The 24,096-nt window shown below is 58.0% G+C and carries 26 protein-coding genes; 15 read left to right on the top strand and 11 right to left on the bottom strand.

Going from position 1 to position 24,096, the window contains the following annotated elements:
* Positions 1-65: 65 nt before the first annotated feature.
* Positions 66-1,160, bottom strand: a complete 1,095-nt coding sequence (gene apbC / locus LOY43_RS22490) for an iron-sulfur cluster carrier protein ApbC (RefSeq protein ID WP_095048283.1) — start codon at positions 1,158-1,160, stop codon at positions 66-68.
* Positions 1,161-1,385: 225 nt separating this feature from the next.
* On the opposite strand from apbC, the gene metG reads away from it, so the two are divergent.
* From metG to LOY43_RS22530, 8 genes are all read left to right on the top strand, one after another.
* Positions 1,386-3,437: a methionine--tRNA ligase gene (gene metG, locus LOY43_RS22495; protein WP_220556928.1), complete on the top strand. Its 2,052-nt coding sequence runs from the start codon at positions 1,386-1,388 to the stop codon at positions 3,435-3,437.
* 131 nt (positions 3,438-3,568) lie between these two features.
* The gene (locus LOY43_RS22500) at positions 3,569-4,138 is read left to right on the top strand and encodes an electron transport complex protein RnfA (RefSeq protein ID WP_095048284.1); all 570 of its coding nucleotides are present in this window, start codon (positions 3,569-3,571) and stop codon (positions 4,136-4,138) included.
* The gene (rsxB, locus tag LOY43_RS22505; RefSeq protein WP_095048285.1) at positions 4,135-5,343 is read left to right on the top strand and encodes an electron transport complex subunit RsxB; all 1,209 of its coding nucleotides are present in this window, start codon (positions 4,135-4,137) and stop codon (positions 5,341-5,343) included. The genes LOY43_RS22500 and rsxB overlap by 4 nt, the downstream gene beginning before the upstream one ends.
* The gene (locus LOY43_RS22510) at positions 5,330-6,313 is read left to right on the top strand and encodes an RnfABCDGE type electron transport complex subunit D (RefSeq protein WP_258708750.1); all 984 of its coding nucleotides are present in this window, start codon (positions 5,330-5,332) and stop codon (positions 6,311-6,313) included. The genes rsxB and LOY43_RS22510 overlap by 14 nt, the downstream gene beginning before the upstream one ends.
* Positions 6,310-6,915, top strand: a complete 606-nt coding sequence (locus LOY43_RS22515) for an RnfABCDGE type electron transport complex subunit G (RefSeq protein ID WP_095125870.1) — start codon at positions 6,310-6,312, stop codon at positions 6,913-6,915. The genes LOY43_RS22510 and LOY43_RS22515 overlap by 4 nt, the downstream gene beginning before the upstream one ends.
* Complete coding sequence (locus LOY43_RS22520) at positions 6,912-7,493, top strand: Rnf-Nqr domain containing protein (RefSeq protein ID WP_093430572.1); 582 nt, start codon at positions 6,912-6,914, stop codon at positions 7,491-7,493. The genes LOY43_RS22515 and LOY43_RS22520 overlap by 4 nt, the downstream gene beginning before the upstream one ends.
* A complete protein-coding gene (gene nth / locus LOY43_RS22525) occupies positions 7,490-8,128 on the top strand; it encodes an endonuclease III (protein WP_038369071.1) in 639 nt (212 codons plus the stop codon). The genes LOY43_RS22520 and nth overlap by 4 nt, the downstream gene beginning before the upstream one ends.
* A 106-nt stretch (positions 8,129-8,234) precedes the next feature.
* Positions 8,235-8,411, top strand: coding sequence for a PA3496 family putative envelope integrity protein (locus LOY43_RS22530; RefSeq protein WP_093430574.1), 177 nt, complete (start codon positions 8,235-8,237; stop codon positions 8,409-8,411).
* Positions 8,412-8,500: 89 nt separating this feature from the next.
* Here the strand turns inward: LOY43_RS22530 and LOY43_RS22535 are convergent, their stop codons facing one another.
* Positions 8,501-9,127, bottom strand: coding sequence for a response regulator transcription factor (locus tag LOY43_RS22535; protein ID WP_064119001.1), 627 nt, complete (start codon positions 9,125-9,127; stop codon positions 8,501-8,503).
* Between the two features lie 510 nt (positions 9,128-9,637).
* Here LOY43_RS22535 and LOY43_RS22540 point away from each other — a divergent pair.
* Positions 9,638-10,354 (top strand): hypothetical protein, encoded by a 717-nt coding sequence (locus LOY43_RS22540; protein ID WP_095048288.1) that lies wholly within the window; start codon positions 9,638-9,640, stop codon positions 10,352-10,354.
* A 133-nt stretch (positions 10,355-10,487) separates the two neighbouring features.
* Here LOY43_RS22540 and LOY43_RS22545 read toward each other — a convergent pair whose 3' ends face one another.
* Entirely contained in the window at positions 10,488-11,705 is a 1,218-nt protein-coding gene (locus LOY43_RS22545; RefSeq protein ID WP_007916658.1) for an argininosuccinate synthase, read from the bottom strand.
* Between the two features lie 129 nt (positions 11,706-11,834).
* Positions 11,835-12,743 (bottom strand): OmpA family protein, encoded by a 909-nt coding sequence (locus LOY43_RS22550; RefSeq protein WP_095125871.1) that lies wholly within the window; start codon positions 12,741-12,743, stop codon positions 11,835-11,837.
* Positions 12,744-12,903: 160 nt separating this feature from the next.
* Between LOY43_RS22550 and pyrC the strand changes: the two genes are divergently transcribed.
* On the top strand, positions 12,904-13,950 hold the full coding sequence (gene pyrC / locus LOY43_RS22555; RefSeq protein WP_095048290.1) for a dihydroorotase: 1,047 nt from the start codon (positions 12,904-12,906) through the stop codon (positions 13,948-13,950).
* On the top strand, positions 13,947-14,624 hold the full coding sequence (rnt, locus tag LOY43_RS22560; protein ID WP_007916667.1) for a ribonuclease T: 678 nt from the start codon (positions 13,947-13,949) through the stop codon (positions 14,622-14,624). Before pyrC ends, rnt begins: the two co-directional genes overlap by 4 nt.
* A gap of 62 nt (positions 14,625-14,686) precedes the next feature.
* Here rnt and LOY43_RS22565 read toward each other — a convergent pair whose 3' ends face one another.
* From LOY43_RS22565 to LOY43_RS22575, 3 genes are all read right to left on the bottom strand, one after another.
* Positions 14,687-15,100 (bottom strand): hypothetical protein, encoded by a 414-nt coding sequence (locus tag LOY43_RS22565; protein ID WP_093430578.1) that lies wholly within the window; start codon positions 15,098-15,100, stop codon positions 14,687-14,689.
* A gap of 1 nt (position 15,101) precedes the next feature.
* Entirely contained in the window at positions 15,102-15,572 is a 471-nt protein-coding gene (locus tag LOY43_RS22570) for a Panacea domain-containing protein (protein WP_258708751.1), read from the bottom strand.
* Between the two features lie 216 nt (positions 15,573-15,788).
* Complete coding sequence (locus tag LOY43_RS22575; RefSeq protein ID WP_003227723.1) at positions 15,789-16,391, bottom strand: peroxiredoxin; 603 nt, start codon at positions 16,389-16,391, stop codon at positions 15,789-15,791.
* Between the two features lie 314 nt (positions 16,392-16,705).
* On the opposite strand from LOY43_RS22575, the gene LOY43_RS22580 reads away from it, so the two are divergent.
* Both LOY43_RS22580 and bfr read left to right on the top strand, forming a co-directional pair.
* Positions 16,706-16,924: a bacterioferritin-associated ferredoxin gene (locus LOY43_RS22580; protein WP_093430580.1), complete on the top strand. Its 219-nt coding sequence runs from the start codon at positions 16,706-16,708 to the stop codon at positions 16,922-16,924.
* A gap of 201 nt (positions 16,925-17,125) precedes the next feature.
* Entirely contained in the window at positions 17,126-17,599 is a 474-nt protein-coding gene (gene bfr / locus LOY43_RS22585) for a bacterioferritin (RefSeq protein ID WP_007916671.1), read from the top strand.
* 187 nt (positions 17,600-17,786) lie between these two features.
* Here bfr and grxD read toward each other — a convergent pair whose 3' ends face one another.
* The 3 genes from grxD to LOY43_RS22600 form a co-directional block, all read right to left on the bottom strand.
* A complete protein-coding gene (gene grxD / locus LOY43_RS22590) occupies positions 17,787-18,128 on the bottom strand; it encodes a Grx4 family monothiol glutaredoxin (RefSeq protein WP_016773402.1) in 342 nt (113 codons plus the stop codon).
* Positions 18,129-18,225: 97 nt separating this feature from the next.
* Positions 18,226-20,331: a molybdopterin oxidoreductase family protein gene (locus tag LOY43_RS22595; RefSeq protein ID WP_095048292.1), complete on the bottom strand. Its 2,106-nt coding sequence runs from the start codon at positions 20,329-20,331 to the stop codon at positions 18,226-18,228.
* A 134-nt stretch (positions 20,332-20,465) separates the two neighbouring features.
* A complete protein-coding gene (locus LOY43_RS22600; protein ID WP_016986650.1) occupies positions 20,466-20,756 on the bottom strand; it encodes a hypothetical protein in 291 nt (96 codons plus the stop codon).
* 403 nt (positions 20,757-21,159) lie between these two features.
* Here LOY43_RS22600 and argF point away from each other — a divergent pair, with 403 nt between their 5' ends.
* Positions 21,160-22,080 carry an ornithine carbamoyltransferase gene (gene argF, locus LOY43_RS22605; RefSeq protein ID WP_093430582.1) on the top strand — a complete coding sequence of 307 codons (921 nt, stop codon included), beginning with the start codon at positions 21,160-21,162 and terminating at the stop codon, positions 22,078-22,080.
* Complete coding sequence (locus tag LOY43_RS22610) at positions 22,077-23,186, top strand: ABC transporter ATP-binding protein (RefSeq protein WP_258708752.1); 1,110 nt, start codon at positions 22,077-22,079, stop codon at positions 23,184-23,186. The genes argF and LOY43_RS22610 overlap by 4 nt, the downstream gene beginning before the upstream one ends.
* 78 nt (positions 23,187-23,264) lie before the next feature.
* Here the strand turns inward: LOY43_RS22610 and LOY43_RS22615 are convergent, their stop codons facing one another.
* Positions 23,265-24,047 (bottom strand): PhzF family phenazine biosynthesis protein, encoded by a 783-nt coding sequence (locus tag LOY43_RS22615; protein WP_095048293.1) that lies wholly within the window; start codon positions 24,045-24,047, stop codon positions 23,265-23,267.
* Positions 24,048-24,096: the final 49 nt, after the last annotated feature.

Genomic DNA, 24,096 nt, shown 5'->3' on the forward strand with positions numbered 1-24,096 from the left:
GTTGAATGTTATTCCGCTATCGCGAGCAGGCTCACTCCTACAGGGTTATCGGTGTTGCTGATGTATCAATCGTCGCTGATGGTGATATTCGGCATCGCCGGCGTCGCCGCTTCCTGCAACACAATCCGCGCGCCGACATGGCGGGCCAGTTCCTGATAGACCATGGCAATCTGGCTGTCCGGCTCGGCAATCACCGTTGGCTTGCCGCCGTCGGCCTGCTCGCGGATCAGCATCGACAGCGGCAGTGAAGCCAGCAGTTCGACGCCGTACTGGGTCGCCAGCTTCTCACCACCGCCCTCACCGAACAGATGCTCGGCATGCCCGCAGTTCGAGCAGATGTGCACGGCCATGTTTTCCACCACGCCCAGCACCGGAATGTTGACCTTGCGGAACATTTCCACGCCTTTGCGCGCGTCGAGCAAGGCCAGATCCTGTGGTGTGGTGACGATTACCGCGCCAGCCACCGGGACTTTCTGCGCCAGGGTCAGTTGAATGTCGCCAGTGCCTGGCGGCATGTCGATCACCAGATAATCCAGATCGCCCCACGCGGTTTGCGTGACCAATTGCAGCAACGCCCCGGAAACCATCGGCCCACGCCAGACCATCGGCGTGTTGTCGTCGGTCAGGAACGCCATCGACATGACTTCCACACCGTGCGCCTTGAGCGGCACGAACCATTTCTGATCCTTGATTTCAGGGCGGGTGCGCTCGGGGATGCCGAACATGATGCCCTGGCTCGGGCCGTAGATATCGGCGTCGAGAATGCCGACCTTGGCGCCTTCACGGGCCAGGGCCAGAGCGAGGTTGGCGGCGGTGGTCGATTTGCCCACGCCGCCCTTGCCGGACGCCACGGCGACCACGTTCTTGACGTTGGCCAGCCCGGGAATCTGCGCCTGCGCCTTGTGCGCGGCGATCACGCTGTTCACTTCAACCTTGGCGATCACCACGCCGTCGAGGTTTTCGATGGCCAGTTGCAGCAGTTGCGCCCAGCCGCTCTTGAACAGACCGGCGGCGTAACCGATTTCCAGCTGCACGTTGACGCGATCACCGACGATCTCGATGTGCTTCACGCAACCGGCGCTGACCGGATCCTGGTTAAGGTAAGGGTCGGTGTATTGGCTGAGGACGGCTTCCACCGCTGCGCGAGTGACGGCGCTCATGGGCAACTCCGATAACAAGACTGGGAATAGATGCCGGGTATCGTACCTGAAAAAGATCGCAGCCTTCGGCAGCTCCTGCAGGAGATCGACGTACGTCTGCAGGAGCTGCCGCAGGCTGCGATTTTTTCCGTCTGCTCATCCAATGAAACAGGCGCACAGGGTGAAAAATATGCGCCAGCGCTTTATAGTGGCCGACCTCCGTTTCATCAAGTAGCGAAGCCCCACATGTCCGAACCACGCAAGATCCTCGTCACCAGCGCCCTGCCCTACGCCAACGGTTCGATTCACCTTGGCCATATGCTGGAATATATCCAGACCGATATGTGGGTGCGCTTCCAGAAGCATCGCGGCAACCAGTGCATTTATGTCTGCGCCGACGACGCCCACGGTTCGGCGATCATGCTGCGCGCGGAAAAGGAAGGCATCACCCCGGAACAACTGATCGCCAACGTACAGGCTGAACACAGCGCCGACTTTGCCGAGTTCCTGGTCGATTTCGACAACTTCCACTCCACTCACGCCGAAGAAAACCGTGAGCTGTCGAGCCAGATCTACATCAAGCTGCGTGACGCCGGGCACATTGCCCAACGCTCGATCACCCAGTATTTCGACCCGGAAAAGAAAATGTTCCTGGCCGACCGCTTCATCAAGGGCACCTGCCCGAAATGCGGCACTGAAGACCAGTACGGCGACAACTGCGAGAAATGCGGTGCAACCTACGCCCCGACCGATCTGAAGGATCCGAAGTCGGCGATCTCTGGCGCCACCCCGGTGCTCAAGGATTCCCAGCACTTCTTCTTCAAACTGCCAGACTTTCAGCAAATGCTGCAGGCCTGGACCCGCAGCGGCACACTGCAAGACGCCGTGGCCAACAAGATCGCCGAATGGCTGGACGCCGGCCTGCAGCAGTGGGACATCTCCCGCGATGCGCCGTACTTCGGTTTCGAGATCCCGGGCGAGCCGGGCAAGTATTTCTACGTGTGGCTGGACGCGCCGATCGGCTACATGGCCAGCTTCAAGAACCTCTGCGACCGCACGCCGGAGCTGGACTTCGACGCGTTCTGGGGCAAGGATTCCACCGCCGAGCTGTACCATTTCATCGGCAAGGACATCGTCAACTTCCACGCGCTGTTCTGGCCAGCGATGCTCGAAGGCGCGGGTTACCGCAAGCCGACCGGCATCAACGTGCACGGCTACCTGACCGTCAACGGCCAGAAAATGTCCAAGTCGCGCGGCACCTTCATCAAGGCCCGGACGTATCTGGATCACCTGTCGCCGGAATACCTGCGCTACTACTACGCAGCCAAGCTGGGCCGTGGCGTCGATGACCTCGACCTGAACCTCGAAGACTTCGTGCAGAAGGTCAACTCGGATCTGGTCGGCAAAGTGGTCAACATTGCCAGCCGATGCGCCGGTTTCATTCAAAAAGGCAACGCCGGTCTGCTGGTCGACCAAAACGCTGCGCCGGAGCTGACCGAGGCTTTCCTCGCCGCTGCGCCAAGCATTGCCGACGCCTATGAAGCCCGCGACTTCGCCCGCGCCATGCGTGAAACCATGGCCCTGGCCGACCGCGCCAACGCGTGGATCGCTGACAAGGCGCCGTGGTCGTTGAATAAACAGGAAGGCAAGCAGGATGAAGTCCAGGCGATCTGCGCCACCGGCATCAACCTGTTCCGCCAACTGGTGATCTTCCTCAAGCCGGTGTTGCCGTTGCTGGCCGCCGATGCCGAGGCGTTCCTCAACGTCGCCCCGCTGACCTGGAACGACCACACCACCCTGCTGGCCAACCACCAGTTGAACGAATTCAAACCGTTGATGACCCGCATCGACCCGGTGAAAGTACAAGCCATGTCCGACGCCTCGAAAGAAGACCTGACCGCCAGCCAGACCGACACCGGTGCAACCGCTCCGGCCGGCAACGGCGAACTGGCCAAGGATCCGCTGTCGCCGGAAATCGACTTCGACGCCTTTGCCGCGATCGACCTGCGCGTCGCACTGATCGTCAAAGCCGAACACGTCGAAGGTGCTGACAAGCTGCTGCGCCTGACCCTGGACATCGGTGACGAGCAACGCAACGTGTTCTCCGGGATCAAGAGCGCGTACCCGGATCCGTCGAAACTCGACGGGCGCCTGACCATGATGATCGCCAACCTCAAGCCACGGAAAATGAAGTTCGGTATCTCCGAAGGCATGGTGATGGCCGCCGGCCCTGGCGGTGAAGAAATCTACCTGCTGAGCCCGGACAGCGGCGCCAAGCCGGGTCAACGCATCAAGTAAGGCCCGGCAACAAATCGATCCCACCGGCGTGCCCCGCATGCCGGTGGGATTTTTCATATCTGGCCCACCCTACGTGGCTGCTGGATAATGCCTAACCTTATGAGATAGCCGCCCGTTTCTCTGGCAGAACCATGACCGAACTCGTGCTTACGCTTATCAGTGCTGCGCTGCTTAACAACTTCGTGTTGCACTGGCCCCTGGGCGTCGATCCGCTGCTGGCGGGCAGTCGTCGCCAGGTGCATGCGCTGGGACTGGCGACGTTGTGCCTGATGCTGGTTGCGGGCGTAACCGCTTACGTGATCTGGCATTGGCTACTGGTGCCGCTTCATCTTGAAGCCCTGCGGCTGTTCGTGTTTCTGCCATTGAGTGTGTTGCTGATCGCACCGCTGCTGAAACTGTTGTCCGGCGGCTTTCACGGTCTGCCTTTCGACGGGCTATGGCCATTGTTGCTGGGCAATGCCGGAGTGCTCGGGCTGGCACTGATCAACGCGCAAAACGATCAAGGCCTGCCGCAGGCAATAGCGCTAAGTCTTGGCGCCGGGCTGGGTTTCTGGCTGGTGCTGAGCCTCTTCAGCGATTTGCGCGAGCGCACGGCCGACAACGATATCCCCCTGCCCTTTCGTGGCCTGCCGATTGATCTGATCGGCGCCGGACTGATCGCAGTGATTTTTCTCGGATTCAGTGGACTGATCAAAACATGAGTCTGATTCAACGCATCGATGCCCTCCTGCCGCAGACCCAATGCGGCAAGTGCGGCCATCCCGGATGCAAACCGTACGCACAAGGCATCGCCGAGGGCGAGCCGATCAACAAGTGCCCGCCGGGCGGTGACGAAACCATCGCGGCGCTGGCTGAACTGTTGAAAGTGCCGGTGCTGGAGCTGGACATCAGTCGCGGCTCGGCACCGCCGCAAGTGGCGTTTATCCGTGAAGCCGAATGCATTGGCTGCACCAAGTGCATTCAGGCCTGCCCGATCGACGCGATCGTCGGCGCGGCGAAACTGATGCACACGGTCATCGTCGACGAGTGCACCGGTTGCGATCTGTGTGTCGCACCGTGCCCGGTGGATTGCATCGAAATGCATCCATTGTCGCCGGGCACGTTGCCGGTGGTGGGCGGCCTCGCCGTCAGTCTCGACGAGCAGCGCGCGCGCGCGGCCAAACGCGATCACGCGCGTCAACGCTTCGAGCGCCGAAACGAGCGCTTGCACCGCGAAGAACAACAGAAACAGGCTGAGCGTGAAGCGCGGGCGAAACGGGCGGTGCAGCCTGAAGTGACCGCGACCGATCCGGTGCAGGCAGCATTGCAACGCGTGCGTGCGCAGAAAGCCGCCACCGTTGACGCGGCGCTGAAGAAAGCCAAAATTGATGTAGCGATGAGCCGCGCGCAATTGCACAAGTCGTTGAAAGCCTTCGGTCATCCGCCGACGTTCGAGCAGCAGGCACAATTGATCGTGTTGCAGCAGCAGTTCGACGCGGCCGAGCAGGCCTTGGCGAAACTTGAAAGCAGCGCCCCGCCTGCCCCGGCAGTCACGGCCCCGGCGAAAGATGCCGACTTGAAACGGGCAAAAATCCAGTTGGCAATGCGTCGTGCCGAACTGAAAAAAGCCCAAACCGCCGAAGCGGCGCCCGAACAGATCGCCGCGCTGGAACAAGCACTACGCGATGCCGAACAGGCCCTGCACGCCGCCGAAGCTACAAGCGATCAGCCGTTGCCTGACCTGGTGCGCGTCGAAAAACGCCCGGTCGACAGCCAGCTTCGCCAGTTGAAAACCGAATTGGCCTACGCCCGCGCCGACCTCAACAAACTCGAACGGCGCGCCGACACGCCCACCGAAATCCTCGCCAAGGCCCGCGCCCGCCTGCAAGACGCCGAGCGCCAGGTGCAAGATCATGTTGCCCCTTGAGGCACCGGACAATCGCCTGCAACAGGCAATGAAGCTGGTATTGCTGGCCGCTTTGCCGGGGCTGCTCGGACTGTTCTGGCTGTACGGTTGGGGGGTGTTGATCAATCTGATTCTGGCGGCCACCACAGCACTGATTGTCGAAGCAGCGGTCCTGCACCTGCGTCGACAGCCCCTGCAGCCAGCGCTGAGCGACGGCAGCGCGCTGGTCAGCGCGACATTGCTGGCTGCTGCCCTGCCACCTTATTGCCCCTGGTGGCTGACGGTAACGGCCATGGCTGCGGGTCTGCTGTTCGGCAAGCACGTGTACGGCGGCGTCGGCAAAAACCCGTTCAATCCGGCAATGCTCGGGTTTGCCCTGGCCATGGTGATGTTCCCGCAACCAATGACCCATTGGCCGGCTCATGGCCTGGATCTGACGGCAACGTTTCAACAAGTGTTCGGCGCAGGTCAGGCGCCGGATGCTTGGGTCCAGGCCACCGTACTGGACAGCCTGCGCATCAATAAAAGCCTGACCATGGACGAGTTGTTCACCAGCAATCTAGCCTTCGGTCGATGGGGCGGACACGGTGTGGAATGGGTGAATCTGGCGTTCCTCGCCGGCGGGTTGTTTCTGCTGCAGCGCCGCGTCTTCAGTTGGCATGCGCCAGTGGGCATGCTCGCCAGCCTGTTTGTCATCAGTCTGCTGTGCTGGAACGGTTCCGGCTCGGACTCGCATGGGTCACCGCTGTTTCACCTACTCAGTGGCGCGACCATGCTGGGGGCGTTCTTTATCATCACTGAACCGGTCTCTGGCGCTAAAAGCGCGCTTGCCCGTCTGCTGTTCGGAGGCAGTGTCGGGCTGCTGACTTACGTGATTCGAACCTGGGGTGGATACCCGGATGGCGTGGCGTTCGCAGTGCTGCTGATGAATCTTTGCGTGCCTGCGCTGGAGCGATTTGCCGCGAGCCGTCAGTCAGAGGTGCGCCCATGAATCGCACGGCCAGCGCGTCTATTGTGCTGCTGTTGGCGGTCATCGGCGTCGCTGCGACTTATGTTTTATACCGTAGTTCTGCAGCGCAAATTGCCAGCGGGCAGCACTGGATCGAAAGCCGCAAACTGCTGGATTTGCTTCCACTCGATGCCTACGACAATCAACCGCTCGAGCAGCCTTTGGCCTTGGCAGACTTGAACTTGAGCCATAGCACCTTAACGGGTGGCTATCGCGCGACCAAACGCGGCCAGACCGTTGCGATCTTGCTGCACAGTCAAACCCAGGGTTATGCGGGCGCCATCGAACTGTTGATCGCCATCGATACCAACGGCAAATTGCTCGGTGTAAAAACCCTTAAACAAAGGGAAACGCCAGGACTCGGCGGGCATCTGGGTGACTGGCCGAATACCTGGCTACAGTCGTTTATCGGCACATCGAGCAAGGAGCCGACTGATGCGGGATGGGCGCTGCAAAAGGATCAGGGACAATTTGATCAAATAGCTGGCGCGACCATCACCTCGCGCGCAGCCATCAGCGCGATCCATGATGCCCTGCGCTACTTCGATGAACATCGGGCCGCGCTGCTGGGGAGCGGAAGATGAACCGATCAGCAGTCCTCTCGAACACTTTGATGCTGACATTGCTGCTCGGCACCAGTGACTCACTGGCAGGTGGTGTGGGGACATTATTGATGTTCGTTACTGTCGCAGGCTTGTATGGCCTTTGCATGGCTGCCTTGCGACCACGACTCACAGAAAAAAGCGTGTTGCTCGCCAGCGTGTTGCTCGCCGCGACCCTCACCAGTTGCGCAGATCTTTTGGCGCAACGCTGGTTTCTGCCCTGGCAGCAAACCTTCGGCCTCTATGTCGGCCTGATCGCCTTGCAATGCGTGGTGCTGGAGCACAACGGTTTCTGGCGACAGTCGTGGATCGAGCGGCTCAAACTCTGCGGCATGTTCGGCGGATTGCTGCTCGGGCTCGCCGGGCTGCGTGAACTCGTCGGTCACGGCAGTCTCGGCCGGGGACTGTTCGAACACTGGCCAGGTCTTGTTGTATTTGGCGAAGGGCTGCACCTGATCACGTTGATCCCCGGTGCTTTTATTTTGTTGGCGCTGCTGCTGGCGGCGCGTCAGGCGATAGTTCGCCCGAACTCGATATCCAAGGAAACACATCGCTCATGAATGCAGCAAAACGCCTGGAGATTTTCCGCCGCCTGCACGAAGACAACCCGGAACCGAAGACCGAACTGGCCTACTCCTCGCCGTTCGAGTTGTTGATCGCGGTGATTCTTTCTGCGCAATCGACAGACGTCGGCGTCAACAAGGCCACGGCAAAGCTGTTCCCGGTTGCCAACACGCCAGCGGCGATCCACGCTTTGGGCGTCGAGGGGCTATCCGAATACATCAAGACGATCGGCCTCTACAACAGCAAGGCCAAGAACGTCATCGAGACCTGCCGCTTGCTGGTCGAACGCCATGGCAGCGAAGTCCCGCAAACCCGTGAAGAGCTCGAAGCCCTACCGGGAGTGGGCCGCAAGACCGCCAACGTCGTACTCAACACGGCTTTCCGCCAACTGACCATGGCCGTCGACACTCATATCTTTCGGGTCAGCAACCGCACCGGCATTGCACCGGGTAAAAATGTGGTCGAAGTGGAAAAGAAGCTGATGAAGTTTGTACCCAAAGAATTCCTTCTCGACTCTCATCACTGGCTGATACTTCATGGCCGTTATGTGTGTCTGGCCCGCAAGCCACGCTGCGGCAGTTGCCGGATCGAAGACCTGTGCGAGTACAAGGAGAAAACTTCGGACGATTGACCGGCTATTGGAATAATTGATAAGTCGATTGAAAAAATCTTTTTTACCCGCCGCAGGAATATCGATATAAGGAGCGCCAAAGGCATTCTTAGCCGGGAGTTAGCTGATGAGTAGCGACAAAGAGCCACTTGATGTAGATGATGATATCGCTGCGGAAACTGAGGACACCGAACCTGTGGTCGAAGTCGCCAAGACCAATCTCAGCAAGCGCCGTACGATCGATAACCTGCTTGAGGAGCGCCGACTGCAAAAGCAATTGGCCGATTACGATTTTGATGACTGATATTTGAAAGCCTCCCGAAATGGAGGCTTTTCACTTTCTGCGGCTAGCTGAGTTCGACCGGCCCATCACCCTGTCAGCCATCGATACATTCAGACCAGACCATTACGCTGCGCCAACTCGATCAGATCAACCAGGGATCGCGCATTGAGCTTCAACAACAAGCGCGTCTTGTAGGTGCTTACGGTTTTGTTGCTCAAAAACATGCCATCGGCAATTTCCTTGTTTGTCTTGCCTCGCGCCAACTGCTGCAACACCATCATTTCCCGACCGGACAGACGATCCACCATGTCGGCTTCACTGGCATTGCCCAGACTGGTGCGGACTGTATGCAAAGCCTGATTGGGAAAATAACTATAGCCCGACAATACCGCCTTGATCGCACTGAGCAACTCGGTCAGGTCCTGTTGTTTACAGACATAGCCGGCCGCTCCCGACTGCATGCAGCGCATTGAAAAGTGCCCGGGAGCCTGGGAGGTCAACACCAGAACTTTAATAGGCATGGCCGTCGTAGTCAGGCGCGCGATAACTTCCAGACCATCAAGCTTGGGTATTCCAATATCCAGAATGACAATATCCGGCATTTGTTCTCGAGCAAGTTGTAACGCATCCACACCGTTATCAGTTTCTGCGATGACTTCGTAGCCATGACGTTCCATCAGCATACGTACCGCAAGACGAATGACAGGGTGATCATCCACGATCAGCACTTTATTCATGGGCAAGTCCAGTTTCGCTGTTCGAATTTTCAGAACACGCACAATAGCCCAGTCACTTGCTCTATGGCATGGCAGTGTTAACACGCACCAGCATCGAGAGACATACCCTACAGTCATTGCGGACTATTCCTACAAAAAGCCGCTACCCCCAGTAAACATCCGACGTTATTTCCTCCTCCGCTCACGGAAATATTTCGCTTTTAACTTGTTACAGACTACGACTAGCGACACAGAAATCATGCCTTATCGCTGAGTTTCACTATGCCCGAACGGCCATGACACGTGCAAATCTGCGCTCGGCCGAGAACTTTGATTATTAACCCGAAACACAATGCAACAGCCGACACACCAACCTCACAACTTCAAACCCGATATAAACACTTGAAACAAGATATTTATACCTAACACAATACTTTTGCTATAAATACAAGTATTTGAAACCCGTCTGCCAAGCTACTCAACCACACAAACTTATCACCAACGAGACAGATCAAACACAAGAGTACAAGCATGCTGAAAATAAAAAACAAAATCACTAACCCAATGACGGTAATTGCCATATTTGCAGCTATTTCGGAAACATCAGCCGCCATTTCGCTGCCTTTTCTAGACAACAAGGACAGAGAGATCTACGTATGGTTTCTGATCAGCTTTCCGTTCTACTTGCTGTTTCTATTTTTTATAACTTTAAACTTTAATTACCGTTCCCTCTACTCACCCTCGGACTTCGGCAAGGACAAAAACTTTCTTAAAGTAATCGATAACAACGATCGCGAGAACAAACGAAACACACCGCCCCTGGAGCCAGCCACGCAAGGGACATTTGGACTATCAAGTTGTATCGTGCCCAGCGAGTCAGGCCCAACCGAATGCAAGGACGCGTGCAAAGTCCACAACGCACCTGACCCGCCCTCGGCCATCAATTCAAAATCGAACCTGATTGTTCAGCACAACATTCAGTTGCCCGCGTGGGTCAGTGACCTGCACCTCATCGACGTTCGGGGTGTCGATGCATCGAGAGAGTTAGCCACGATTCTGGAAAACATCCGGAACCTGGACCGGAAAACTCCCCGGGTAGTGGTGTTTCTTTCCAATCATGTATCGGATGTTTTACTGACGCAGCATTCATTGCTGAAGATCAGGCACGTCAGGAAAGGCTCAGGCAAAACGATTTGTATTGTTTATAACCTTTGCGCACAGGCGGTAACGCTGCTGGGACGGGCATGAAAGATGAGTCGTAGCCACAGATGCCAAGACCAGGAACAGGCTTCAATCAGACGCAAACAAAGAATCATGCAAAAAGGGCGGCCTTGTCTCGATGACAAGGCCGCCCTTTTCATTACGCTTCAGACCAGAACGCTTAGAACAGCTTGCGGCCCTTGTTGGCAGCAATGCGCATGCGCAGCGCGTTGAGCTTGATGAAGCCCGCGGCATCAGCCTGGTTGTAAGCACCGCCGTCTTCTTCGAAGGTCGCGATGTTGGAATCGAACAGCGAATCGTCGGACTTGCGGCCGGTAACGATCACGTTGCCTTTGTACAACTTCAGGCGCACAACGCCGTTCACGTTGACCTGCGAAGCGTCGATCATCTGCTGCAGCATCAGACGCTCTGGGCTCCACCAGTAACCGGTGTAGATCAGGCTGGCGTATTTCGGCATCAGCTCGTCTTTGAGGTGAGCGACTTCGCGGTCCAGGGTGATCGATTCGATGGCGCGGTGAGCGCGCAGCATGATGGTGCCGCCCGGGGTTTCGTAGCAGCCACGGGACTTCATGCCGACGTAACGGTTTTCGACAATGTCGAGACGGCCGATACCGTGAGCGCCACCGATCTTGTTCAGCGTCGCCAGCACGGTGGCCGGAGTCATCTCGACGCCGTCCAGTGCAACGATGTCGCCGTTGCGGTAGGTCAGTTCCAGGTATTGCGCTTTGTCAGGAGCGTTCTCCGGGGAGACGGTCCATTTCCACATGTCTTCTTCGTGCTCGGTCCAGGTGTCTTCCAGCACGCCGCCTTCATAGGAGATGTGCAGCAGGTTGGCGTCCATCGAGTACGGGGACTTCTTCTTGCCGTGACGCTCGATCGGGATCGCGTGCTTCTCGGCGTAGTCCATCAGCTTCTCGCGGGACAGCAGGTCCCACTCACGCCAAGGCGCGATCACTTTCACGCCTGGCTTGAGCGCGTAGGCACCCAGTTCGAAACGCACCTGGTCGTTACCCTTGCCGGTGGCGCCATGGGAAATGGCGTCAGCGCCGGTTTCGTTGGCGATTTCGATCAGACGTTTGGCGATCAGCGGACGCGCGATGGAAGTACCCAGCAGGTACTCGCCTTCGTAAACGGTGTTGGCGCGGAACATCGGGAACACGAAATCACGCACGAACTCTTCGCGCAGGTCGTCGATGTAGATTTCTTTGACGCCCATGGCCTGAGCCTTGGCGCGGGCCGGCTCGACCTCTTCGCCTTGACCGAGATCAGCGGTGAAGGTCACCACTTCACAGTTATAAGTATCCTGCAGCCACTTGAGGATCACCGAAGTGTCCAGGCCGCCGGAATACGCCAGAACGACCTTGTTTACGTCCGCCATGCCATCACTCCACGGGGTTCTACGGAAAGCCGAGGAGTCTACCGCTCCAACGCGATAATTTACAGAGGCGCGACAGCTTAAGACGACAAAGCGACAGAATCTGTCGAGAGCGCGACGATGACCGGCGGGTCAGGAAGTCGCCGCAGTATTGGCTGGCGTGCTCGCTTGCGGTGCCGGAGCCGCGACCGGCGCCACGCGCGCCAGTTTGACATTGACCCGACGGTTCTTCGCGCGATTGGCCGCGTTGGTGTTCGGCACAATGGGATATTGCTCGCCATGGAAACGCACGGTGATCTGCGATTCCTGAATGCCGTTAGCCTTGAAGAAGTCGACCACCGCCAGCGCGCGGCGGCGCGACAGTTCACGGTTGGTCAGGCGATTACCGCTGTTGTCGGAATGGCCGTCGAGTTCGATGTGATTGACCGTCGGATCGGCCTTCATGAACTCAAGCATTACTTGCAGTTTGGCTTTGGCGGCAGCGTCGAGGTCAACGCCTTCACCGGGGAAACCGATCTGCGACTGCTTGATCTGGTCAAAATTCTGCGGCAGCAATTTCGCCACACATGTCTGGTAATCGTTGAAGGCCTTGCTGAACTTGACCGGCAACAGGCGTACTTCCGAGACACGGCCATCGCCAGACGCGCGACGCACGACCGGGCTGCGCCCGTCCAGCAGGCCGCTGATCAGCCCCCCGGCCTGGGACTGCGAACTGCTGAACAGCACGTTGCCGCTGCCGAGCCGCACAGAGCCCAGATTAATGTCACCACGGCCCGGCTGCCAAGGCGCAGCCGCTGCCAGCAACGTTGCAGAACCGCCGCCGAGCATGGCGTTGTAGGCGTTCAGACGGAATATCGCCTGCTCGCCGGCCTTGCGCACGAACTCACCTGAGCCGAAATCAGTGATCGGCTGGGTCAGACGACATTCGAACTTGTCGCCGGCGACCGTCCACTCAATGTTCTCCAGACGGGTCTGGTACGTGAGCGCCATCGCGGGAAGGCTGGCAAACACACTGAGCAAGGCTAAATAACGCTGGCGCACGGGAGGCTCCATTGGCTTCTGAAACACAAAGACCGATTCACACTATGTTTACGGCATACCTACGGGATATCGGAAGGTTCCGGCAAAACTTGATAGCGAGTGCCTGCAAGAGTCTTTTCCGGTAGCATTCGCCTCAGTTTGACCCGCCTGGAATCCCCTCATGTCCGACCGCCTGACCCTGCTGCGTCCCGACGACTGGCACATTCATCTTCGCGATGGTGCCGTGTTGACCAATACCGTTGCCGATGTTGCGCGCACTTTTGGCCGCGCCATCATCATGCCCAACCTGGTACCACCGGTGCGCAACGCCGCTGAAGCCGACAGCTATCGCCAGCGGATTCTCGCTGCCCGCCCGGCCGGCAGTCGCTTCGAACCGCTGATGGTGCTGTACCTCACCGACCGCACCCAGCCCGAAGAAATTCGTGAAGCCAAGGCCAGTGGTTTTGTGCACGCAGCCAAGCTGTACCCGGCCGGCGCGACCACCAACTCCGATTCCGGGGTAACCAGCATCGACAAGATCTTCCCGGCACTGGAAGCCATGGCCGAAGTCGGCATGCCGTTGCTGATCCACGGTGAAGTCACCCGTGGCGACGTCGATGTGTTCGACCGCGAAAAGATCTTCATCGACGAGCACATGCGCCGCGTGGTCGAGCGCTTCCCGACGCTGAAAGTGGTGTTCGAACACATCACCACCGGCGACGCCGTGCAGTTCGTCAACGAGGCCTCGGCCAACGTTGGCGCGACCATCACCGCGCATCACCTGCTGTACAACCGCAACCACATGCTGGTGGGCGGGATTCGGCCGCACTTCTATTGCCTGCCGATCCTCAAGCGCAATACGCACCAGGAAGCCCTGCTCGACGCCGCCACCAGTGGCAGCGCGAAGTTCTTCCTCGGCACCGACTCGGCGCCGCACGCACAGCACGCCAAGGAAGCCGCTTGCGGCTGTGCCGGTTGCTACACCGCGTACGCCGCCATCGAGATGTACGCCGAAGCCTTCGAACAGCGTAATGCGCTGGACAAACTCGAAGCCTTCGCCAGCCTCAACGGCCCGCGTTTCTACGGCCTGCCGGCGAACACCGATCGCATCACCCTGGTTCGTGAAGAATGGACCGCCCCGACCAGCCTGCCATTTGGCGAGCTGACCGTTATCCCGCTGCGCGCCGGTGAAAAACTGCGCTGGCGCCTGCTGGAGGAACACGCGTGAGTGAAGACCATTTCGACGACGAACTGGACGGTCAAAGTGGTGGCGGCGGTTCCCGTCACCCGATGGCAGCACGCTTTCGCGGCTACCTGCCGGTTGTCGTTGACGTAGAAACCGGTGGCTTCAACTCGGCCACCGACGCTCTGCTGGAGATTGCCGCGACCACCATCGCCATGGATGAAAAGGGTTTTGTATACCCGGATCACACCTACTTCTTCCGTGTTGAGCCTTTCGAAGGCGCCAACATCGAAGCAGCAGCGCTGGAGTTCACCGGGATCAAGCTCGATCACCCGCTGCGCATGGCGGTCAGCGAAGAAACCGCGCTGACCGACATCTTCCGTGGCATTCGCAAGGCGCTGAAGGCCAATGGCTGCAAGCGCGCGATTCTGGTCGGGCACAACAGCAGCTTCGACCTTGGCTTCCTGAACGCAGCCGTTGCGCGTCTGGACATGAAACGCAACCCGTTCCACCCATTCTCCAGTTTCGACACCGCGACGCTGGCTGGTCTGGCATACGGTCAAACCGTACTGGCGAAAGCCTGCCAGGCCGCTGACATCGATTTCGACGGCCGCGAGGCGCACTCGGCGCGTTACGACACCGAGAAAACCGCTGAGCTGTTCTGCGGCATCGTCAACCGCTGGAAACAGATGGGCGGCTGGGAAGACTTCGACGACTGATTGAGGGTCGTCGGGTAAATCCCGCGCATAAAAAAACCGGCCACGTGGGCCGGTTTTTTTGTTTAATGCTTATAGAGCTTAAATTCTCGATCAATCCACACGACATAAAAAATCCGATGGCTCTTGTATCCCACCATCGCTACACGTTCAAAAGCCCGAAACACAAGCAATCTGACATCACCTGTCAAAAAAGCAGGAATTCCCACTTTCAGACTGTTTCTCTCAATTGTTTCACAGCCATATCGATGCCTATGCTCTCTGCGCAATTCTCTCCACGGCATTCTTCCCAGAATCCTCAGACGCTCAAGCATTTTCGACCGTTCGACGGCCTCGCAATCTTGAATGCACCAGCCATTCTGCAAATACTCAAATGAGAAAACCGGAGGTCGCGCTTCCGATGAATCTATTTCGATGGTGGACGTCCGTGCCGTTACTGTAATTGCCGCATCGCGTTCCCTGCGTTTGAACTTGGCCATTTCAGTTCACCAAATGCTCCCGGAAATACTCCTCCATCTCACAGGCGGGAATTTCTCGGCTGAACTCCCCTTCCTTGAAGTTTCTACGCCAAGGGGCTTCTTCATGCGTCAACTGACGTAGTTTCCACGCCGAAAACTGGCCATAAACGTCGAATACTTCGTTGAGCAGACTTTGTTGTTTGGCACTGAAAAGATCTGGATTGAAATCCCTCGGAGGAGGAATGGCACTCGATCCAAATTGGCTGAATCTTCGATACAGATCCGGAACCACCGGCCCGTGCATCCACGCCTCCAGCTTTTCAGGGAAGAGAGCCTCACCATGGACGGCCAGACTGAACCCTTGAGCGTAATAAACCATTTTTTGAATCTTGAGATTGGATATCTCGCCCTCATGCCCTTCCAGGCAGAGGAAATAATCCGCAACGTCCAAGCTACTCGGCATTTGAATCCCCTTCTGCATCATGCAATCCATTGCACCGTCCTTACTGAAGTGAGGCGCGATTCAGGACAAGGCAGTCGCCTTCGTACCCCGTTATCGCTCGAGCACAACCCTATCCAGCCACTGTTCACTCATCCAGTATTTTTTCCGAACATTTGAAACAAATGATGCCGAGAGGCTGTTTCAATTAATTCTCCGCATAAAAAAACCGGCCACGTGGGCCGGTTTTTTGTACCTCGACGTTGCGCCTTACAGGGCTGCAGCGTTCTCGGTCAGGTAAGCCGCAACGCCTTCTGGCGAAGCGTTCATGCCTTTGTCGCCTTTTTTCCAGTTGGCAGGGCAGACTTCGCCGTGCTCTTCGTGGAATTGCAGAGCGTCGACCAGACGGATCAGCTCTTCCATGTTACGGCCCAGCGGCAGGTCGTTGATGATCTGCGAACGGACAACGCCTTTGTCGTCGATCAGGAACGCGCCACGGAAAGCCACGCCGCCTTCGGATTCAACGTCGTAAGCCTTGGCGATGTCGTGCTTCATGTCGGCAGCCATGGTGTATTTCACCTGGCCGATGCCGCCATTGTTTACTGGGGTGTTGCGCCATGCGTTGTGAGTGAAGTGCGAGTCGATCGACACAGCGATCACTTCAACGTTGCGTGCCTTGAAGTCGGCCATGCGGTTGTCCAGAGCGATCAGCTCGGACGGGCAGACGAAGGTGAAGTCCAGTGGGTAGAAGAACACCAGGCCGTATTTGCCTTTGATGGCCGAGGACAGGGTGAAGCTGTCAACGATCTCGCCATTGCCGAGTACGGCCGGGACGGTGAAGTCAGGGGCTTGTTTGCCTACGAGTACGCTCATTGATATCTCCTGGTGTAAAAACTTGAAGTTCAGGGTCCGCGCCAGCCTGCCACCCTCAAGCGACAGCCCTGTGACACGAACCCCCTTCGCAAGGGCCGACCATCATACACTGCGAATTTGGCCTGTCCTTAACGGTTTTTCGAAGCAGGCGTAGAACGGCGCTGCATTTACGGGGCCAGGCAAATCGCCAGCAAATACCGTTCGTCAGTCACGGCTGTGAATCAGCAGAAGCCTTCCGAAAGCACTTTGACAATCATTCTCGTTAACATTAAGATCCATCGCAATTGAGTCACAACCAGCGACGGTTCTCACTTATGTATGTTTGTCTCTGCACTGGCGTCACCGACGGACAGATCCGCGATGCGATCTATGAAGGTTGCTGCAGCTATAAAGAAGTCCGCCAGGCCACCGGCGTCGCCAGCCAATGCGGCAAATGTGCGTGCCTTGCCAAGGAAGTCGTTCGCGAAACCCTGACCAAGCTGCAAACCGCTCAGGCTGCGATCCCCTACCCTGTAGAATTTACTGCCGCCTAATTGCCCCCCATTTCAAAGAACCGGACTTATGTCCGGTTTTTTTATGCCTGTAAATCAACTGCTTAGCGCCCAGACGCGGAACACAAACATTCTTATTCCGATTAATTTTCATATATTATTCAATAACTTAGGTTTGACACTTATAAGTACGAAGCTCAAACTCTGCCGTATATACAGCTAATACAGGGCAGGACTCCGATCATGAAAGGCGACATTACAGTCATCCAGCATCTCAACAAGATCCTTGCCAATGAGCTGGTCGCGATCAATCAGTACTTCCTGCATGCACGCATGTATGAAGATTGGGGCCTGAACAAGCTCGGCAAGCACGAGTACAAAGAATCCATCGACGAGATGAAACACGCGGACAAGCTGATCAAGCGCATCCTGTTCCTCGAAGGCCTGCCGAACGTGCAGGACCTGGGCAAGCTGCACATCGGCGAGCACACCAAGGAAATGCTGGAGTGCGACCTGCGTATCGAGAAGACCGGTCATGCTGACCTGAAGACCGCAATCGCCCATTGCGAAACCGTTGGCGATTTCGGCAGCCGTGAACTGCTCGAAGACATTCTCGAATCCGAAGAAGAACATATCGACTGGCTGGAAACCCAACTGGGCCTGATCGACAAAGTCGGTCTTGAGAACTATCTGCAATCGCAGATGGGCGAAGAGTAGGAGCTGCCGAAGGCTGCGATCTTTTCAGGTTGCACCGGCAACTTGCAGTAACTTTTCGAACGCACTAAAAAGCCCCGCACTCTTTCGAGTGGCGGGGCTTTTTATTGGCTGAAGATCAAAAGATCGCAGCCTCGTTTCACTCGACAGCTCCTACACAAGCAGCAGCTGTCGCATGAAACCTGGCCGATCAGGCTTCGGACTTGTTCGCCGCTGCCGCTTCAACAGCCGCCTTGATGGTGCTTTGCAGCGAACCGTCTGCAGCCATCTCGGTCATGATGTCACTACCGCCGACCAGTTCACCGCCGACCCACAGTTGCGGGAAAGTCGGCCAGTTGGCGTACTTCGGCAGATTGGCGCGGATTTCCGGGTTCTGCAGGATGTCCACGTACGCAAACTTTTCGCCACAAGCCATCACAGCCTGCGCAGCTTTCGCAGAGAAGCCACACTGTGGGGCATTCGGCGAGCCTTTCATGTAAAGCAGAATGGTGTTGTTGGCAATCTGCTCTTTAATCGTTTCGATGATATCCATGGAGCACCTCGGCTGAACTTTCCGACTCATGGGTCGGCACGGTGACGCATTGTAACGGAATCCCGAGCGCCATGCTCGGTCTCCCCGACGGTCACATTCAGGCCGCCGCCACCGTCACCGGCACACCATTAAGTGCGGCGTTACCCGACAGCTCATCAAGCTGACACTCATCGGTCAGATCGTTTGCGCTAGACCCAGGCTGACTGCTGGCAATCGCCATTTGCACGCCCGGCCGCGCATGCCCCCAACCATGCGGCAGGCTGACCACGCCTTTCATCATGTCCAGACTGCCGAGCACCTCGACCTCGATCTGCCCCACCCGCGAGCTGACGCGAACCAACTGACCATCGTTAAGCCCACGGCTAGCGAGGTCATCCGGGTGCATCAGCAGTTGATGGCGCGGCTTGCCCTTCACCAGACGGTGATAGTTGTGCATCCACGAGTTATTGCTGCGCACATGACGACGGCCAATCATCAACAGCTCATCGGCGGCCGGCGCCTGCAATGCGGCAAAGCGTGCGAGGTCAGCAAGGATCTCTGGCGGAGCAGCCTGCACGCGCTGATTCGGCGTTTTCAGGCGCGCAGCCAGGTTCGGCTTCAACGCGCCCAGATCAATCCCGTGGGGATGATCGAACAACGTTGCCAACGAAAGCTTTTGCTCGGACGCGTCACCGTACAGGCCCATGCGCAGGCCCATGTCGATCATCTTCGCCGGTGGCATGGTCGGTTTCAGTTCCTTGCCAGTCTTCTCGGCCAAGGCCTTGGCCAGGCCCACGAAAATCTCCCAGTCATGCAAAGCGCCCTCGGGTTTGGCGAGGATCGCGCGGTTGAAGCGGGTGACGTTGCGCACCGCGAACAGGTTGAACGTCGTGTCGTAGTGATCGTTTTCCAGCGCCGAGGTCGACGGCAGAATCAGGTCGGCATAGCGCGTGGTTTCATTGATGTACAGGTCGACGCTGACCATGAACTCCAGGCCATCCAGCGCCTGCTCCAGTTGCCGCCCGTTCGGCGTCGACAACACCGGGTTGCCAGCGACGGTGATCAGCGCACGAATCTGGCCCTCGCCTTCGGTGAGCATCTCTTCGGCCAGGGCCGAGACCGGTAGCTCGCCGCCGTACTCGGGACGCCCGGAAACGCGACTCTGCCATTTGTTGAAATGCCCGCCCGAAGTCGACGCCACCAGATCCACTGCGGGTTCAGTGCACAGTGCACCGCCGACGCGATCAAGATTACCGGTGACCAGGTTGATCAATTGCACCACCCAGTGACACAAGGTGCCGAAGGCCTGCGTCGAAACGCCCATGCGTCCGTAGCACACGGCACTCGGCGCGGCGGCGAAATCCCGGGCCAGTTGGCGGATCTGCTCGGCAGGAACAGCACACAACGGGCTCATGGCTTCAGCGGTAAACGCAGCGACAGCGGCGCGCACGTCATCCAGCCCATCGACCGGCAAATGACTTTCGCTGGTCAAGCCTTCGCTAAACAGGGTGTTTAACACGCCAAACAACAACGCCGCATCGCCCCCCGGACGCACGAACAAATGCTGATCAGCCATGGCCGCCGTCTCGCTGCGCCGTGGATCGACAACCACCACTTTGCCGCCGCGCGCCTGAATCGCTTTCAAACGCTTCTCGACATCCGGCACGGTCATGATGCTGCCGTTGGACGCCAGCGGATTACCGCCGAGAATCAGCATGAAGTCGGTGTGATCGATATCTGGAATCGGCAACAGCAAACCATGGCCGTACATCAGATAACTGCTCAGGTGATGCGGCAACTGATCGACCGAGGTCGCCGAGTAGCGATTGCGCGTCTTCAGCAGCCCCAGGAAATAATTGCTGTGGGTCATCAGCCCGTAGTTATGCACGCTCGGGTTGCCTTGATAGACCGCCACGGCGTTCTGGCCATGACGCTCCTGGATGGCCGCCAGCTTCTCGGCCACCAGCGCAAAAGCCTCGTCCCACTCTATCGGCAGCCATTCACTGCCCACACGGCGCATTGGCTGGCGCAGGCGATCAGGATCGTTCTGGATGTCTTGCAGGGCCACAGCCTTGGGGCAAATGTGTCCACGACTAAACGTGTCGAGCGCGTCACCCTTGATTGAAGTGATCGCGACGTTGCCCTCGGTTTCGGTGGTTTCGATGGTCAGCCCGCAAATGGCTTCACACAGATGGCAGGCACGGTGATGGAGAGTCTTGGTCATGGCCAGTCTCTGTCTTGTTCTGGGCAGGCAATCACGCCCGCGGGAACAAAACTATGGCCCCGGCGCCGATCCTGCGCCAGCGACGTTCGTCTTGTGAATCGGCGGTTATCAGGCGAGCCGATAAACCGCCATGATCAGTTCGACGGCAGCTGAGGCGGTGCGGCCAACTGAATCTCCTGAATGGTTTCAATCTGCTCGTGGGCGACATGTACGCCGGTGAGCTCGCCGATCAATCGCCAGTGTTCGTCGAGCCCGGCACTGATGGTCGCCATGCGATCGATCATGTGGCGGCCGGCGCTCTTCACCACTTCGTCTTCGCTGCGCAGCAGTTCGAATGACATTGAAGTGACTGAGGCGGTGAGATGGGTCAGTGAGCGAGCCGTGTGGCCCAGCAGTTCCATTAACAGTTTTTCTTTCGATTCCATGCGGAGGCTTCCTGCGTCGCTCGAAACTTATTTATAACCCAGCACTTTGCTTTAGCAAATGTTTCAGCCTGAGCATCCGACCAAGTGATGGCATGGCGCCACGGTGGTAAACCGACCCAAGCGACGCGATCCCCGCCACGCCGCATTGCCAACCCCTGTAACGCCAGTGTACAAAGAGGCTCGCTGCTGTCCTGAACCCGGCTTCAAATGCGCGACTGCAACATTCAGTGCGCCCTCCGAATCCCGCAAAAACCGTAGCCTATTGGAAAAACGCGACATTTAGTGTCAATATCGCGCCTTCCCCTATTTCGTCGCCCCGTGCGGCTTACGCCGCAGGTCTCGCCCGTTGTTCCGTTAAACAAGGCTTTGAGCATCTGCGGTTTGTAGCAAAAGGTAGTCAATGATGAGCGCAAGGCACTTTCTCTCCCTGATGGATTGCACGCCCGAAGAGCTGGTCAGCGTGATCCGTCGAGGCGTTGAGCTCAAGGACCTGCGTAACCGCGGCGTACTGTTCGAGCCTCTGAAAAACCGCGTGCTGGGGATGATCTTCGAGAAATCCTCGACCCGTACCCGGATCTCGTTCGAGGCCGGCATGATCCAGCTCGGCGGCCAGGCAATCTTCCTGTCGCCGCGCGATACCCAACTGGGCCGTGGCGAGCCGATCGGCGACTGCGCCATCGTCATGTCGAGCATGCTCGATGCGGTGATGATCCGTACCTTTGCCCACAGCACCCTGACCGAATTCGCCGCCAACTCGCGCGTGCCAGTGATCAACGGCCTGTCCGATGACCTGCACCCGTGCCAGTTGCTGGCCGACATGCAGACGTTCCTTGAACACCGTGGCTCGATCCAGGGCAAAACGGTCGCCTGGATCGGCGACGGCAACAACATGTGCAACAGCTATATAGAAGCGGCGATCCAGTTCGACTTCCAGTTGCGCGTTGCCTGCCCGGAAGGCTACGAGCCAAATCCTGAATTCGTCGCCAGAGCTGGCGATCGCGTGACCATCGTCCGCGACCCGCAAGACGCCGTGCGCGGCGCGCATCTGGTGAGCACCGACGTCTGGACTTCGATGGGTCAGGAAGAGGAAACTGCCAAGCGCCTCAAGCTGTTCGCGCCGTTTCAGGTCAACCGCGCCCTGCTCGACCTCGCTGCCGAGGACGTGCTGTTCATGCATTGCCTGCCGGCGCACCGTGGCGAAGAAATCAGCCTCGACCTGCTTGATGACCCGCGCTCCGTCGCTTGGGATCAGGCAGAAAACCGTCTCCACGCACAGAAGGCCCTGCTCGAGTTCCTCGTTGAACCGGCATATCACCACGCATGAGCCATGAATTACTGCTGAACCTGCGCAACCTCGCTTGCGGCTATCAAGATCAACGTGTGGTGCAGAACCTCAATCTGCACCTCAACGCCGGTGATATCGGCTGCCTGCTAGGCTCGTCTGGCTGCGGCAAGACCACCACCCTGCGTGCCATTGCCGGATTCGAGCCAGTGCACGAAGGGGAAATCACCCTCGGTGGCGAAACCATTTCCAGCGCCGGCTTCACCCTCGCCCCGGAAAAACGCCGGATCGGCATGGTGTTCCAGGACTACGCGCTGTTCCCGCACCTGAGCGTTGCCGACAACATCGCCTTCGGTATTCGCAAGCATCCGAACAAAGAGCGCGTCACCGAAGAGCTGCTCGAACTGGTCAACCTGAAAAACCTCGGCAAGCGCTTCCCGCACGAGCTGTCCGGCGGCCAGCAACAGCGCGTCGCCCTCGCCCGCGCCTTGGCGCCGGAGCCGCAGTTGCTGCTGCTTGATGAGCCGTTCTCCAACCTCGATGGCGAACTGCGGCGCAAGCTCAGCCATGAAGTACGCGACATCCTCAAGGCGCGTGGCACCAGCGCAATTCTGGTGACCCACGACCAGGAAGAGGCCTTCGCGGTCAGCGATCACGTTGGCGTGTTCAAGGAAGGTCGACTGGAGCAGTGGGACACGCCGTACAACCTTTATCACGAACCGGCGACACCGTATGTGGCCAGCTTCATCGGTCAGGGTTACTTCATTCGCGGCCAGCTCGACAGCCCGGAATCGGTGCAGACTGAACTGGGTGAGTTACGCGGAAATCGCGCTTATACCTGGCCGATTGGCGGTGCAGTGGACGTGTTGCTGCGCCCGGATGACATTGTGTATGCGCCGGACAGCGCCTTGAAAGCAGGGATTGTGGGTAAGACGTTCCTTGGCGCTTCGACGCTGTATCGCCTGCAATTGCCGACGGGTGCGCAGCTGGAATCGATTTTCCCGAGCCATGCGGATCATCAGGTGGGCGCGGAGGTGGGGATTCGTGTTGCCGCTGAGCATCTGGTGCTGTTCCAGGCATCGGGCAGCACCGCCGCACAAATCCCGGCAGTGGAAAACGGCGTGCGCCGCTACAGCACCGCGCTTTAACGATCAAAAGATCGCAGCCTTCGGCAGCTCCTACAGGGATCAATGTAGGAGTTGCCGAAGGCTGCGATCTTTTAGCTTTTAACCGAGGATCAGGGTGCCGCTCGCAACCAGCGTCGCATTGCCGCCAATCTTCACTCGCTCACCCTCCAGCCGACAAAACAACTCCCCACCCCGCGCCGATCGCTGATACGCGGTCAGGCTCGACTTGCCCAGACGCTTGGACCAATACGGAATCAGGCTGCAATGCGTCGAACCGGTCACCGGGTCCTCATTGATGCCGATCGCCGGTGCAAAATAGCGCGAGACGAAGTCGTGCTGATTACCCCGCGCCGTGACGATAGCGCCCAGCCACGGCAATTTGGCCAGCGCGACCATGTCCGGTTTGCAATCGAGCACCGCCTGCTCCGACTCCAGCACCACAAACAGTTCGTTGGAGCCGAGCACATCCACCGCTTCGACCCCCAGCGCCCGCTCAACGTCGACAGTCACACCAATCTCAGACGGCATGATCGACGGGAAATCCAGCCACAACCGATCACCTTCCCGCGTGACGCTCAGCGGACCGGATTTACAGGTAAAGTCGATACGCTCGGCGCTTTCCTTGTAGATCTCGAACAGCACATAAGCACTGGCCAACGTGGCGTGCCCGCACAACGGCACTTCAGTGGTCGGGGTAAACCAGCGGATATGCCAGGCCTGACCTTCGCGCACCAGAAACGCAGTTTCCGCCAGATTGTGTTCGGCGGCGATCTTCTGCATCAACTCATCCGCGAGCCACGTCTCCAGCCGATAAACCATCGCCGGATTGCCACTGAACGGCCGATCACTGAACGCGTCGACCTGATGAAACTCGAGCTGCATAACTTTCTCCCTGAGTCAGTCGGCGGAGGATGCAGCCACGCCGTGAACA

Origin of the sequence: Pseudomonas sp. B21-041, from assembly GCF_024748675.1 — a bacterium.
In the GTDB taxonomy this organism is placed as follows: Bacteria; Pseudomonadota; Gammaproteobacteria; order Pseudomonadales; family Pseudomonadaceae; genus Aquipseudomonas; species Aquipseudomonas neuropathica.